This is a genomic window from Winogradskyella helgolandensis, assembly GCF_013404085.1.
Lineage (GTDB): Bacteria > Bacteroidota > Bacteroidia > Flavobacteriales > Flavobacteriaceae > Winogradskyella > Winogradskyella helgolandensis.
The window spans coordinates 3,829,116-3,841,960 of record NZ_JABFHO010000001.1 but is presented as its reverse complement, the minus strand read 5'-3'; the positions used below and the strand labels follow the sequence as shown (position 1 = coordinate 3,841,960).

At 32.9% G+C, this 12,845-nt stretch carries 16 protein-coding genes; 5 read left to right on the top strand and 11 right to left on the bottom strand.

Annotation, left to right across the window (positions count from 1 at the left end; translation table 11 throughout):
• Nucleotides 1-29: 29 nt before the first annotated feature.
• Nucleotides 30-596, bottom strand: a complete 567-nt coding sequence (locus HM992_RS16300) for an adenylosuccinate lyase (RefSeq protein ID WP_179320412.1) — start codon at nucleotides 594-596, stop codon at nucleotides 30-32.
• A gap of 129 nt (nucleotides 597-725) precedes the next feature.
• Between HM992_RS16300 and HM992_RS16295 the strand changes: the two genes are divergently transcribed.
• Nucleotides 726-1,958 (top strand): glycosyltransferase, encoded by a 1,233-nt coding sequence (locus HM992_RS16295; protein WP_179320411.1) that lies wholly within the window; start codon nucleotides 726-728, stop codon nucleotides 1,956-1,958.
• Nucleotides 1,959-1,962: 4 nt separating this feature from the next.
• On the opposite strand, the gene HM992_RS16290 is transcribed toward HM992_RS16295, so the two are convergent.
• The 7 genes from HM992_RS16290 to HM992_RS16260 all read right to left on the bottom strand — a co-directional run bounded on the left by HM992_RS16290 (nucleotide 1,963) and on the right by HM992_RS16260 (nucleotide 8,227).
• The gene (locus HM992_RS16290) at nucleotides 1,963-4,920 is read right to left on the bottom strand and encodes a T9SS type A sorting domain-containing protein (protein WP_179320410.1); all 2,958 of its coding nucleotides are present in this window, start codon (nucleotides 4,918-4,920) and stop codon (nucleotides 1,963-1,965) included.
• A 156-nt stretch (nucleotides 4,921-5,076) separates the two neighbouring features.
• Entirely contained in the window at nucleotides 5,077-5,787 is a 711-nt protein-coding gene (locus HM992_RS16285) for an aromatic aminobenezylarsenical efflux permease ArsG family transporter (RefSeq protein ID WP_179320409.1), read from the bottom strand.
• A complete protein-coding gene (locus HM992_RS16280; protein ID WP_179320408.1) occupies nucleotides 5,788-6,228 on the bottom strand; it encodes a nitrophenyl compound nitroreductase subunit ArsF family protein in 441 nt (146 codons plus the stop codon).
• A gap of 19 nt (nucleotides 6,229-6,247) precedes the next feature.
• Nucleotides 6,248-7,222: a permease gene (locus HM992_RS16275; RefSeq protein WP_179320407.1), complete on the bottom strand. Its 975-nt coding sequence runs from the start codon at nucleotides 7,220-7,222 to the stop codon at nucleotides 6,248-6,250.
• The gene (locus tag HM992_RS16270; protein ID WP_179320406.1) at nucleotides 7,215-7,622 is read right to left on the bottom strand and encodes an OsmC family protein; all 408 of its coding nucleotides are present in this window, start codon (nucleotides 7,620-7,622) and stop codon (nucleotides 7,215-7,217) included. The genes HM992_RS16275 and HM992_RS16270 overlap by 8 nt, the downstream gene beginning before the upstream one ends.
• Before the next feature lie 11 nt (nucleotides 7,623-7,633).
• Entirely contained in the window at nucleotides 7,634-7,870 is a 237-nt protein-coding gene (locus HM992_RS16265; protein WP_178984046.1) for a thioredoxin family protein, read from the bottom strand.
• A gap of 51 nt (nucleotides 7,871-7,921) precedes the next feature.
• Nucleotides 7,922-8,227 (bottom strand): ArsR/SmtB family transcription factor, encoded by a 306-nt coding sequence (locus tag HM992_RS16260; RefSeq protein ID WP_178984047.1) that lies wholly within the window; start codon nucleotides 8,225-8,227, stop codon nucleotides 7,922-7,924.
• A gap of 180 nt (nucleotides 8,228-8,407) precedes the next feature.
• Between HM992_RS16260 and HM992_RS16255 the strand changes: the two genes are divergently transcribed.
• Nucleotides 8,408-8,857, top strand: a complete 450-nt coding sequence (locus tag HM992_RS16255) for a hypothetical protein (RefSeq protein ID WP_179320405.1) — start codon at nucleotides 8,408-8,410, stop codon at nucleotides 8,855-8,857.
• Nucleotides 8,857-9,057: a helix-turn-helix transcriptional regulator gene (locus HM992_RS16250; RefSeq protein ID WP_178984049.1), complete on the top strand. Its 201-nt coding sequence runs from the start codon at nucleotides 8,857-8,859 to the stop codon at nucleotides 9,055-9,057. Before HM992_RS16255 ends, HM992_RS16250 begins: the two co-directional genes overlap by 1 nt.
• A 127-nt stretch (nucleotides 9,058-9,184) precedes the next feature.
• On the opposite strand, the gene HM992_RS16245 is transcribed toward HM992_RS16250, so the two are convergent.
• On the bottom strand, nucleotides 9,185-10,012 hold the full coding sequence (locus HM992_RS16245; RefSeq protein WP_317167556.1) for an RluA family pseudouridine synthase: 828 nt from the start codon (nucleotides 10,010-10,012) through the stop codon (nucleotides 9,185-9,187).
• Nucleotides 10,013-10,090: 78 nt separating this feature from the next.
• Entirely contained in the window at nucleotides 10,091-10,777 is a 687-nt protein-coding gene (locus tag HM992_RS16240) for an SIR2 family NAD-dependent protein deacylase (protein WP_178984050.1), read from the bottom strand.
• Nucleotides 10,778-10,867: 90 nt separating this feature from the next.
• Between HM992_RS16240 and HM992_RS16235 the strand changes: the two genes are divergently transcribed.
• Nucleotides 10,868-11,524 (top strand): TrmH family RNA methyltransferase, encoded by a 657-nt coding sequence (locus HM992_RS16235; RefSeq protein WP_178984051.1) that lies wholly within the window; start codon nucleotides 10,868-10,870, stop codon nucleotides 11,522-11,524.
• Nucleotides 11,525-11,557: 33 nt separating this feature from the next.
• Entirely contained in the window at nucleotides 11,558-11,920 is a 363-nt protein-coding gene (locus HM992_RS16230) for a VOC family protein (RefSeq protein WP_179320404.1), read from the top strand.
• Nucleotides 11,921-11,932: 12 nt separating this feature from the next.
• Here HM992_RS16230 and HM992_RS16225 read toward each other — a convergent pair whose 3' ends face one another.
• Complete coding sequence (locus HM992_RS16225) at nucleotides 11,933-12,739, bottom strand: carboxypeptidase-like regulatory domain-containing protein (RefSeq protein WP_179320403.1); 807 nt, start codon at nucleotides 12,737-12,739, stop codon at nucleotides 11,933-11,935.
• Nucleotides 12,740-12,845 lie beyond the last annotated feature (106 nt).

Genomic DNA, 12,845 nt, shown 5'->3' with positions numbered 1-12,845 from the left:
GATATTTTCCAACAACAAACCTACAATTTCTAATGCGTTTTAATTTTCTTTAAAATATGCTTTGCTCTTGCTTTAAACCCGGAACTTTGCATTTCATAATCACGTTCTAAAATAATAGCTAGTTCTGGGTGAATCCAATCGTACTCAGTACCTAAGAGATATAAGCTATTCATGCTATAGGCTTTTGGTGCTATTTTTTCATCATTAATCATCCAATCGAAGCAAGCTTCTACAATTTTTTCTTTATGAGTTTCAGAAAGTGCTGTCTTAATGGCATTGTCGGTTTTAGAATAATGGGCTTTGGTCAAATACTCACAAATCTTAGCTACCGGTCTAACGGCCGGATCTAAGTGGACTTTTGAAATGTTATTAGTAAACGTATCGAGATGCGGAATTATAGCATCTAAATTTTCACCACACATAAACTCAAAAACCCAAGCGGCTCTGCACGAAATTTTATCATCCACATCAAATAGAATGTCTAAAAGTGGTGCGACCAATTCCGGATTATCAATGATAAGGTGAGCGTACTTCAATCGCATATCGCGCGAATGGTTGACGTAGTTTAATTCCTTATAGAGTTCTGCTTTGGTCAAATGAAAATTGATTAATTTAGTCCCAATTATTCGAGATAAAATTAATCAAAAAATAAGATTATAAAAATTAAATTCTATGCGGACCAATTGGTGTTTTAGATTTATTTTTTGGAATTTTATAATTGTTACATGAAAAAAAAATTATTCGTTATCGGTTTCGTTTGGCCAGAGCCCAAAAGTTCTGCTGCTGGCAGTCGTATACTTCAATTGATAACGCAATTTCAAAATCAAGGTTATGAAGTGACGTTTTCTTCTGCAGCTAAAATGTCTGATAATACGTTTGATTTAAACACCATAAATGTTGAAACCAAACCGATTCTTTTAAACGATTCGTCTTTTGATGCATTTGTAAAAGAATTAGATCCAGATGCTGTGTTGTTTGATCGTTTTATGACGGAAGAACAATATGGCTGGCGCGTTTCAGAACAATGTCCTAATGCGTTGCGAATTTTAGATACCGAAGATTTTCATGGCTTACGAAAGGCTAGGGAAGTAGCGTTAAAACGAAATGAAGTCGTTACATTAGAATATCTTCAAAACGATACTACCAAACGTGAAATTGCCAGTATCTATCGTTGTGACCTGAGTTTAATAATTTCTGAAGCTGAAATTGATATTTTAACCAATCAATTTAACATTGATACAAGTTTACTGTATTATTTGCCTTTTCTGTTACAGCCTATTTCAGAGGACGATATAAAATACTTACCAACTTTTGAAGCACGACAACATTTTATAACCATCGGTAATTTTTTACACGCTCCAAACTATGATGCCGTATTGTATTTAAAACAAACGATTTGGCCAATAATACGACAACAATTACCAAAAGCGGAATTGCATATTTATGGATCTTATGAATCGCAAAAAGTGACCCAACTCCATAAACCTAAAGAAGGATTTTTTATTAAAGGTTTTGCTGAGGACGTCAATGACGTCATGAAAAACGCCAAGGTTTGCTTAGCATCTTTGCGATTTGGTGCCGGACTTAAAGGAAAACTCATAGACGCGATGCAAAACGGAACTCCTTGTGCAATGACGAGCATTGCAGCCGAAGGCATGTTTGGTCATCTAGATGTTAACGGTTTTATCTCGGATAACCCTAAAGTTTTTGCTGAAAAAGCTGTCTTACTTTACAATAATGCTGAAACTTGGAAACAAAAACAACAACATGGTTTTAAAGTGATACATCAGCGCTTCAATAAAGTAAATTTTGAAAAAGGATTTGCATCTAAACTAATAGAACTTTCTACGGATATAAATGCACATCGCGAAAACAACTTTATCGGACAATTATTTATGATGCAATCCATGCAAAGCACCAAATTTATGAGTAAGTGGATTGAGGAGAAGAATAGATAATATGCTATAATTTTATGATCTTCTTATTCATTTCTCCGAAAGGTGTTTTCAATTTTAGCATGTAAAAACCATTTTTTAAATTAGTTAAGTCTAGCTTATTTAGAGATTCCGTTTGTTCTATAATTAATTGACCAGACAAAGTATACAGTGAAATTGATTGTAATAAACTTGTGCCTTCAATGTTCAAAATATCTGTAACAGGATTTGGGTATATTTGAATGGCGTCTGTACTGTTTTTATCGGTATGTAATCTTTCGTTTACAATTTCAGTAGAATAAGTATTCGTAATAATTGGAAAGTTATAATCAAAGTATATATCAGCCGTGCTTTCAAAGGTGTTTCCTAAATCTAAGGTCGATAGTGTTTTAATCTTAAATACAACATACCCATCATTGTTGGCATCATCAAATGGGAGTTCAATGTTTTCAAAAATAAATTCAACCTCATTATTATTTGTTATTTTGGTGCTATAAATATGACTACTATCTAGAGGTATAAAACTAGAGCTATCAAATTTTGTTTCATCAATTATAGTTTTAACAACAATATTTACAGCAGAGGCAGAGCCTGTATTTTCAAACCTAACTATGTAATGTACATATGTTCCAACTTCGTCTTCAAGAATTTGTGGCCCCTCTAAACAAGTTATATCATTTGGGTCAAAAGAATTAACAACCAATTGTTTAAGTCCCATGCTGTTATCACTAATAAATTCATCATTTGGAATAGGATTTATTCTCGTATCAAAATTTAAAATATCCGCATTATTTAAGGGGAATGTTAAGTGCGTTGGCGGATTGAGATTCATTGTAACAAGAATAGATCTGTTCTCAAAAGGTTGAAAATTGTTATAATCCCATGATAGTATGTTTTCATTTTGACTTGTTACAGCAGGAGCAGATGAAACGAAATCCATATAGTCGTCCTCAAAAGTGAATGTTACATTTCCTGATAAAATTGTATTTCCAACATTTCTATATACAATCTTATAAGTTGAATCAAACCCAGGACGTGCCGAAGATAATGGTACAATATAGGCCTGTAAGTCATTTTTTATGCCATTAGGAGTAATACAAAAATCCTGAGTGTAAGGACTGCTTTCGTCTGGGAAATTTACAGCGATATTTTCTGGACTAATTGAGAAGTAATCTTCATTAACAAGGTTTGGCGTAATGGTGTAATTACCCACTTCTAATGGAATGGTATAACTTCCATTATTGTTTGAAATGCTAATCTCTTCAATGGTACCATCTGAAATTGAATACATTAAATTAGGAAATGGTGTATCAGTGACATCACAGCCATCTGAATTGGAATCGAATTTATTTTCTCCTTCTACAATAAAATATTGGCCACCAGGTACAAAAGAACAATAAGTGTTGATGTTGCAGTTAGCTGGAATAAAATCACTAATGTAGTTTAGTTCGCCTTCATCAACACAGATATATGCTAGATTGGGCACATTGGTTAATGTGGGATCACTCAAGAAATTAACAGATTCCATGATGTCCCCGTTTTTAATGTTTATATTAAAGAGATTTACGTTATTATAAATACTAAAACTCTCCACTGTTGTGGTGCTTAAGTCTAAAGAAGAGAATTCTGTATTGCTTAATGATAAATTTCGAATTGTATTATTTTGTAAATTTATATTTGTCAATGGATTTGAACTTAAATTTAAGTTACCAGTAACCACAGTATTAGTTAATTCAAAATTGTCTAATTGATTTCCTGTAAATAAAATATCCTCTACGGTTTCTAGTAGAGGTAAATTAACACTAGTTAATTGATTGTATTTAACGTTTAAATCTACAGCATTAATTAAACTTGGGAGGTTTAGTTCTGTCAATTGATTATTTGATAGACTGATACTTCCGTCAATTAAATTTGTTAAATCTATGGTGTTTAAATCATGATTTGTTGTGTTCACATATAGACCACCAGTTTCTAAGGCGCTTAAATCAATATGTTGCACATCTCCACCAATCGTTATGTCTCCTGTTTGAAGGCTGGGCAAGCTAAGAATTGGCGAATCAAATGATAACGTGATATGACCATCGACATTGTTGAGGCTACTTAGATTGACATCCATGAGATTACCATTAATTATAAGGCGTTCAACAGAATATTCTAAACTTGATAAATCTATAGACTCTAGATTATAACTCTGAATACTAATCTCATCTGATGACGTTATATAGACTTCATTAGAAACTACATTGCTCAAATTTAAATCCGTTATAGTATCGTTACCGATAAATCTAAAGCCATGGATATAAGTTAAGTTACTTAAATCGATATCTAAGATATTATTATCATTAATAATCATAGATTGATTAACCGTAAATAGGTTAGATAAATTGATACTCATAGGTAGTACTGAGTCATTATTTGTAATATATAAGCTACTACCTATGCTAGAGAGACTGTTTAAGTCTAAGTTTATAGTTGTATTAGATGTTGTAGCATTATATCGGTAAACAAAACGACCACCAACGGTTGTTAAATTTAATAAATCAATGGATTCAAGGTTAGGATTTAAATCAAAGGTTATATGTCTAGTAACAGATGTAAGTTGTCCTAAACTAATAGACGTCAGATTGGGATTGCTTGAGATTTCTAATTCACTGATTTGAGAAATAAAGCTTAAGTCTATAGTATTTAAATTTGTGTTTTCTAACAAAAGTTCATTTAAATTAGTAAAAGCCGCTATCCCTTCTGCTGATATTGCTAAGCAATTTTCATTTATTTCTAGCATGAAAACAGCTTCAGCTTCAGAAATTTGTATTTCTCCATCATTATTAGTATCCACAACAGATTCTGGATATCCATCGTTGTTTAGATCAGCACAGATAGAGCTTACTAAGTAATTTTTGAAATTTGGATCCTCAAAAGTCACGTTTTGACTAAATAAATCTAAAAAGCAAATTAGTAAGAATGATGTAAGAAAAAAGTGTTTCATTGGTTAGTAGCTTGAGAGACAATAATAAACATATTTAGTTCAAACTTTAGACATCAATTCATTTTTTTCGATTAACTACAATACATAAATACATCGATTAATTAAAAGGAGATAGAAAAAGGGATTGTGACTAAGGCCTTAAGTTCTTATCGTAAATTATGCTAGTATCCCAGTAAATATAGCCACATAATATAACCCAGTGATAATAAAAACAACACCAGCTACAATACGCATGGCTTTTTCAATTTTGGTAATTTTATTATAAAACACTCCAACTTTTCCTGCGGTAAAAGCTAATAAATAGGTGAAAAGAATCACTGGTAATCCTGTACCGAAGGCAAATACTATGGGTAAATAAAGACCATCTGCAGATGTTATGGTCATGGGAATAAGCATCCCAAAAAATAAGGCTCCACTATAAGGGCAAAATGCCAAAGCGAAAACGACACCAATCAAAAATGACCCTAATACCCCTTTATCTTTAAATTTTTCGGATAGTCGTTCTTGAAAATTAGATGTTCCTAAAAAATTGAGTTTAATAATATTCAGCATTATTAAACCTATGATGATTAATAATGGACCTAAATATTTTTCGCCATTTTGATTAAAAAATCGTGCGATATGAAACTTACTCGCACCAAAATATAAGATGAATCCAATGGCAGTATAACTAAAGCCTCTACCTAATGAATATAATAAGCCGCTGAAAAATACTTTTCGTTTACTTGAAATATTTTTAGAGATAAAGGCCGTTGCTGTAATGTTAGTTGCCAAAGGACACGGACTAATGGCTGTCATTAGTCCGAGTATTAAGGCTGATACAATGGGAATGTTATAATTTTCTAAGAGTGCTTTTAGAAACTCCATTTAGAGTGTTTTTAATTGCGCATCAATTTTAGATTTTAGTTCTTTAGAAAACGCATCTTGTTCTGTGCCATTCATAAAAGCAAATTCGGTTAAATCTATTTTGGTTTCTTTTCCGTTTTTAATCACGTTTAAGATTAAAGCGGTACCCGAAGCTTCAAATTTTTCTGCTATTTTTTCGTTTTTTTCGTCATCGACATTTATGACTTGGAAGCTAATTTTATCCGCTTTTAATTCGTTCGAAAAATAAGTGTCTAATGTGAATTTCGTATTAGCCTCAATAGCATTGCACGTCATACAGCGATGCGTAGAGTGGAAATCCATAACTTCTATTTTAGAAACTGATTGGTCTAAAGATTGGTCGCTACTTTTGTTTTGGCTGTTGCAGGATGTCAGTATTAAACCTACGGTTAGAATGACTAATAATTGAAGTGTTTGTCGCATAATTTTATTGATTTATAGTTTATAATAATATGTTGAATACAAAGCCTGAAAGCATAATACACAGGGTAACCACACCAAAAAAGATAGCAATCAGTTTTAAGGACATTACTTTTTTTAACAAGGTGGCTTCCGGAATAGATAAGCCTACTGTAGCCATCATAAAAGCTATAGCAGTGCCTAAAGGCACTCCTTTGGCTACAAAAACTTCTATGATTGGAACAATACCTGCGGCATTAGCATACATAGGCACAGCAACGATTACGGCAAGCGGAACGGTCCACCATTCTCCACCTCCTAAATACTCATTAAAAAAGTTTTCTGGAACGTAGCCATGCATGGCGGCACCAATGGCAATACCAATAATGACATAAAGGAGTACACCTTTTACAATATCCCAAGCACTATTTGTAATTTCAGGTAAACGTTGGTGAAATGTTCTTTTTTCTTCTTGGAACTCTGCCTGTTGCATTTTATTGACAAGAATTTGTTTTACCCAATCAGACAGTAAAGGTTCAAGATTGAACTTACCGAGCAGCCAACCTCCTATGGTCCCTAATAAAATACCTGATACAACGTAGATTAAGGTTGCTTTTAATCCAAACATACCTATAAACATCGCCACGGCAACTTCATTGACTAATGGTGAAGTAATTAAAAAGGAAAAGGTAACACCCAAAGGAATTCCACCTTGTACAAAACCAATAAAAAGGGGCACAGAAGAGCAGGAACAAAATGGTGTTATGGCTCCAAAAATCGAAGAAAAAAAGTATTCTAAACCGTAGAGTTTTTTTCTATTCAGATAATCTTTTAGGCGTTCAACAGGAAAATATGTATTCACAATACCCATGATGAAAACGATAACGAAAAGCAGAATCAGAATTTTTATGGTATCGTATACAAAGAAGTTAAGGGCAATTCCTAAATGTGTTTCTGCCTCAATTCCAAATACAGAATAGATTAACCAATCGGCGAAATGTTGTAACCAATCAAACATCGTTTTGTGTTTTAATAGAACCAGAAATAGAACAGGCTAGTTTTATAGTATTGTAGATGGTTCCGTGTTTTTCAATGTTCTTTTTTAGCAAATCGACATTCAATTTTTCGTCGTTGGTGTAAATGGTTAAATCATAGCTAATGTTTTCCATTCGTGGTGGATGCTCTAGACGTGTGGCACTCACATGGAGTGTTGTTTTTGTGTAATCGAATTTCATCATTGCAGAAAAACGCTCCACATTTTTAAGCATACACGCTGCAAATGATCCTAAGAATAATTCTGCCGGATTGGGTAAAATGTCAGCAGTTTTTGATGTGGTGCCAAAAGCGATGTCCGATGCTTTTATATGAATAACAGCATCTTCATTGAAAAGCGAAGAAGCGTTGACTTGATAATTCATAACAGTGCATTTTAATTTAACAGTGCCAATACTTCAGCTTTTGAAGGTACTCGACCTTTAATAGTAATCACATCATCGATGACCAAGGCAGGTGTGGACATGACATTGAATTTCATGATTTCCATAATATCTTCAACTTTTTCAATGGTAGCATCAACGTTATTTTCTGAAACGACCTCTTTTACAACACTAGTCATCGATTTACATTTTGGACAACCAGTTCCTAATATTTTAATTACTCTACTCATAATAGTATTATTTGTTTATCGCCAATAAGCGATATGATTATTAAAAAAATATCAATCAAAAAAATCTTGAAACAAGGATTTTGCAATCTTCCAGTTTTCTTGATTAATACAGTATTTTATTTTAGGCGATTTTAATTCACCTTGAATTAAACCCGCGTTTTTTAATTCTTTTAAGTGTTGTGATACTGTAGATTGTGCCAACGGAAACACATCGACTAAATCTCCGGTGAAACAACACGATTGACTTTCTAGATGCTTCAATATGGCAATACGTGTTGGGTGGCCTAATGCTTTAGCAAACTTTGCTAAGGCTTCAGTATTTTCTTTATATTCTATAGTTTCTAAACTTCTTTTCATATTTCTTATCGCAAATTTACGATTGGTTTTTGAGTTTTCATAATTTATGCGGAGTTTATTTCGTTAAGATTATAAATACTATTAATTTTTTACATAATACTTTGTTTAAATTAAAAATGTAAAGTATATTTGTCATATAGTAAAGTTATTTTTACTTAATATAAAATAAATTTGTCAATTATGAAAACAGATAAAATTATGGAATGCGAACGGAATACGTTTTATAAGCTTATTCATTTTAGGCTACCGCATCAGTTTATGACGATTGGTATTACTGTGGTATTATTGTCCATTGTGATGATGTTTGTCCGTGCTTTTGCAATGGATGGAGACACGGTGTGGTTAAAATTAGTATTACAGAAATTCCTTTTAGTCGGTATGTTAATTATGTCTTTGTCTAAAGATAAACTTGAAGATGAAATGACCATTGTTTTGAGAGCGCAATCTTATGCTATAGCTTTTGTTATTGGTGTTATATATGCGCTAGTGATGCCTTATGTTGAGTTTGGTGTTTCTAATGTTATGAATTCAGGAGGAGAATCCTTTAAAAATTTAGGTGATTTTCAGGTATTGTTATTTATGTTAATGATTCAGCTTATGTTCTATCATAATTTAAAGCGTTATAGATAATGGAAAATACTTTAAAAGTAGAACGAGCCATCTTAAATCTTACTCAAGATGATTTGGCAAAGAGAATAGGTGTCTCTCGTCAGACCATTAATTCTATTGAGGCTAATCGTTATGTGCCTTCGACGGTTTTGGCTTTAAAGCTTTCTGATGTGTTTAAGAAACCAATAAACGACTTTTTCAAATTAAGTAGTGGTGATTAGCTTAGTGTTATTGCGCTTGCATTTTATAATATTTAATTAGTATCTCGCTATAATCGAAAAATCAATTTACTATTATGAGAATAAATACTAGAAATGTAGTCGTCTTTACTAGCTATTAAGCATCTGATTATATGTTGCCAAATATTTTATTAAACCGTTCAGGGAATTCACTCTTTATGAAGATACTTTCATTGGTGAAAGGATGTCTAAATTTTAATGAATAGGCATGTAAATACATGCCTTTGCCGTTTAAAATTAGAGGTTCTTCGCCATAATCTTTATCTCCTAAAATAGGATTGCCGAGTTCTGATAAATGAATTCGTAATTGATGTCTGCGTCCTGTTAATGGTTCTAATTGTACCAAATTAAGTTTGCTAAATCGTTTGGATAAGACGGTTTTTACAACTTTATATTTTGATTGAGATGGTTTGTTATCAATATCTGACGACATGATGCCTTCATTAGTCATGTTGCCAATAGTAACAGCAATGTAGGTTTTCTCGATGTCTTTATTTTCGAATTGTTTATTTAAATTTCTAATACTATCGTTTGTTTTTCCTACTAGTAAAATTCCTGTAGTAGCAAAATCTAAGCGATGAACCGGTTGTGGTTTTGTAGCATCTGATAACGTACTTCGTTTTAAGTTTTGAACAAGAGCATTAGCAATGGTTTTAAAATGATTGCCACTAACTAAAATACCAGCAGGTTTGTGTATTACAGCTAAATAATCGTCTTCAAATAATACATTGAGCTTAAAGTTTAATCTTTTCTTAGGACTTACATGTTCTGGAATAGTTAACGTAATCAATTCTCCTCCAGTTATAAATGTGGCTGATGTCGCTGTAACTCCATCCACGGAAATGTAGTTTTTCTTTAAGGCTTTCTTTAAAGCTGATTTTGTTGGATAGGCATCAAATAGTCCAACGCCATACTCTTGAAGTCGGAGAGCAGATATTACTTTAGGGACTCTATGAGTTTCGGTTTTTTCGATTGGTTTTTAATTTTTGTAAATAAGTTGAATGATTACGAGCTGTTACTCATTACTATTAAGAATACTTAATAGGTCTACAGTTCCTTCAGTCGCAGATTTTGGTATGACGGTAATTTTTCCACCACTTTGTATAGCAGGTTTGGGATCGATATAATAAATGGGAGTTTTTGCTGGTGCAAAATCCATTAATCCTGCAGCAGGATACACTTGCATGCTGGTCCCGATAATCACAAGGATATCGGCTTTTTGACAAACTTCCATAGCCTTTTCAATCATAGGAACAGCCTCACCAAACCATACAATATGTGGTCGCAGTTGATGGCCTTCTTCACAGTTGTCTCCTAAATGAATATCCTCGTTCCATACCTTAATGTTATTCACATTTTTAGAGCTTCGAATTTTTCGTAATTCGCCATGTAAATGAATGACGTTACTACTTCCTGCACGCTCATGTAAATCATCTACATTTTGTGTGATTATAGTAACTTTATGATCGGTTTCAAGAGTGACCAAATCTTTATGTGCTTGGTTTGGCTCAACCTCATTGAGCTGTCGTCGTCGTTGATTGTAGAAATCTAAGACCAATTCTGGATTACGTTGAAAACCTTCAGGCGTGGCGACTTCCATAACGTCGTGACCTTCCCAAAGTCCGTCTGCATCTCTAAATGTTTTAATGCCACTTTCGGCACTCATGCCTGCTCCTGTTAATATGACGATGTGTTTTTTCATAAATTAAAAATAACCAAATTTATAGTAATACTTGTAACGAGAATGTGATTTAAACTACAACTTAAGTTCCATTTTTAGTATTTTTGAGTTATGCAAGACTTAGAACTTTTAAAATACTTAGAAACATTTGTAACTCAAGGTCGTATAGACCGCTTTAAAACGATACTGCCCAATCGAACAAAGCATTTTACAGTAGCAACAGAAGATGTATACCAATTACATAACACTAGTGCTGTAATGCGATCTTGTGATGTGTTTGGAATCCAAGAATTAAGTATTGTAGAAGAAGTGAACTCTAAAAGTATTGATAGAGAAATTGCAATGGGAGCACAAAAATGGGTGGACTTAAATCGGTATCACTCTATAACGGATTGTATAAGTGATATCAGAGCCAAAGGCTATCAGATTGTAGCAACGACTCCTCATAGAGATGATTGTGAGTTGATTGATTTTGATATCACTAAAAAGTCGTGCTTTTTCTTTGGAAGAGAATCTCAAGGGCTATCTCAACAGGTGTTAGATGAAGCCGATTGTTATTTGAAAATTCCGATGGTTGGTTTTACCGAGAGTTTGAATATTTCTGTATCTGCCGCCATTATTCTTCAGCATGTTACAGCGCAATTAAGAAAGTCTGATATTAAATGGCAACTGAAAGATGAAGAAATTATTGAAAAACGTTTTGATTGGATAAAAAAAACCTTAAAAGATTACGACTCAATAGTAGAACGCTATAAATCGAAAGCATAAATTTTGTAAATTTAGCTAACTAAAAAATATAATATGGTAGGTTGGTTTGAAATTCCGGTAAGCGATATGGATCGTGCAAAAATGTTTTATGAAACTGTTTTTAATGTTGAAATTAAAGATGTAGAATTTGATGGATTAAAAATGGGATGGTTTCCTGATAATAATGGGTCAAATGGATCTTCTGGAGCACTTATAAAGCAAAGCTCTTATGTACCAAGTAGAGAAGGGGTGTTAATTTATTTTGTGTCGAAAGATGTACAGTTAGAACTTGATAGAGTAGAAGCTGCTGGTGGAAAAATAGGTTTAGAAAAAACTAAAATTTCTGAAAACAATGGTTTTATGGGAATGTTTATAGATACCGAAGGCAACAAAATAGCATTACATTCTGATGCTTAGAAAAAATAGGAATTAATCCTTTTTACGATTTTTTCGTTCTTTACTGCTTTTTATGACTTTATATTCTTCGTAACAAACACTGATAGCATCTAAAATTTGAAGATCATTTGCTGTGTTTATAAAGTCTTTAGAGTAGTTGCATTGGTTTACTATTTCGTCTAAATCGTACTTAGTAACTTGTAAAAGAACCAATAACATCTCTCTATCAAAACGTTTAGAAAGTTGACTTCTAATTTCGTCATCTTCCTTCATTTTCTTAAGCTTATGCATTTCGTTCGGCTTTCTACCAAACATATTGTATAAGAAATCTGCAGGATTAAAAATAGCACCAAGTACGCGCGATGCAAGGTTAGGTTTCCCAGCTTCATACCCTTGTCCAGGTAAGCCAGAAATACGATAACGATTATTGGATGTTACAGGAACTTGGTTCATGTCAACCTTTAAATAGCCTGTTAATTCTAATTGTTTTACAGTTACTTCTTCTAAAGCTAAGGCTAATTCGGTCATTGCAATTTCAGTATTACCAAATTTTAACCAATCATTAGTAACTCTAACTTTAATAGATTTATAGCCTAAATATGATAAATGTAAGGTGTCATTGACTTTAGCTCTTATTTCAAACACTCCTTTATCATCTGTTGAAGTACCAACAACTTGATTGATATTTACAATATTAGCTTCAGATAAAGGCAAATTTGTTGAGGTACTAACTAGAGTTCCTTTAACTTTTGTGGGGGTTTGGGTCGCAGTACTGTCTTGGCTATAGCTGTTAACTGTAGTTAAACATAAAATAAGTATAAGTAGATATCGCATGCACATGTGTTACGAGGTAAAGGTAATAAAGAAAACGGATTTACCATATTGCTCCTATATATTTGACGTAATATTAACTTTTTTTAGAGATTATTGAATTATTTGGGTGTAT

Excerpts from the sequence above, each read along its gene's own strand:
- HM992_RS16270 (WP_179320406.1), bottom strand. The coding sequence starts at position 7,622 with ATGAATTATCAAGTCAACGCTTCTTCGCTTTTCAATGAAGATGCTGTT.
- HM992_RS16225 (WP_179320403.1), bottom strand. The coding sequence starts at position 12,739 with ATGTGCATGCGATATCTACTTATACTTATTTTATGTTTAACTACAGTT.
- HM992_RS16265 (WP_178984046.1), bottom strand. The coding sequence starts at position 7,870 with ATGAGTAGAGTAATTAAAATATTAGGAACTGGTTGTCCAAAATGTAAA.
- HM992_RS16235 (WP_178984051.1), top strand. The coding sequence starts at position 10,868 with ATGCAAGACTTAGAACTTTTAAAATACTTAGAAACATTTGTAACTCAA.
- HM992_RS16275 (WP_179320407.1), bottom strand. The coding sequence starts at position 7,222 with ATGTTTGATTGGTTACAACATTTCGCCGATTGGTTAATCTATTCTGTA.
- HM992_RS16285 (WP_179320409.1), bottom strand. The coding sequence starts at position 5,787 with ATGGAGTTTCTAAAAGCACTCTTAGAAAATTATAACATTCCCATTGTA.
- HM992_RS16230 (WP_179320404.1), top strand. The coding sequence starts at position 11,558 with ATGGTAGGTTGGTTTGAAATTCCGGTAAGCGATATGGATCGTGCAAAA.
- HM992_RS16255 (WP_179320405.1), top strand. The coding sequence starts at position 8,408 with ATGAAAACAGATAAAATTATGGAATGCGAACGGAATACGTTTTATAAG.
- HM992_RS16240 (WP_178984050.1), bottom strand. The coding sequence starts at position 10,777 with ATGAAAAAACACATCGTCATATTAACAGGAGCAGGCATGAGTGCCGAA.
- HM992_RS16260 (WP_178984047.1), bottom strand. The coding sequence starts at position 8,227 with ATGAAAAGAAGTTTAGAAACTATAGAATATAAAGAAAATACTGAAGCC.
- HM992_RS16295 (WP_179320411.1), top strand. The coding sequence starts at position 726 with ATGAAAAAAAAATTATTCGTTATCGGTTTCGTTTGGCCAGAGCCCAAA.
- HM992_RS16250 (WP_178984049.1), top strand. The coding sequence starts at position 8,857 with ATGGAAAATACTTTAAAAGTAGAACGAGCCATCTTAAATCTTACTCAA.
- HM992_RS16290 (WP_179320410.1), bottom strand. The coding sequence starts at position 4,920 with ATGAAACACTTTTTTCTTACATCATTCTTACTAATTTGCTTTTTAGAT.
- HM992_RS16280 (WP_179320408.1), bottom strand. The coding sequence starts at position 6,228 with ATGCGACAAACACTTCAATTATTAGTCATTCTAACCGTAGGTTTAATA.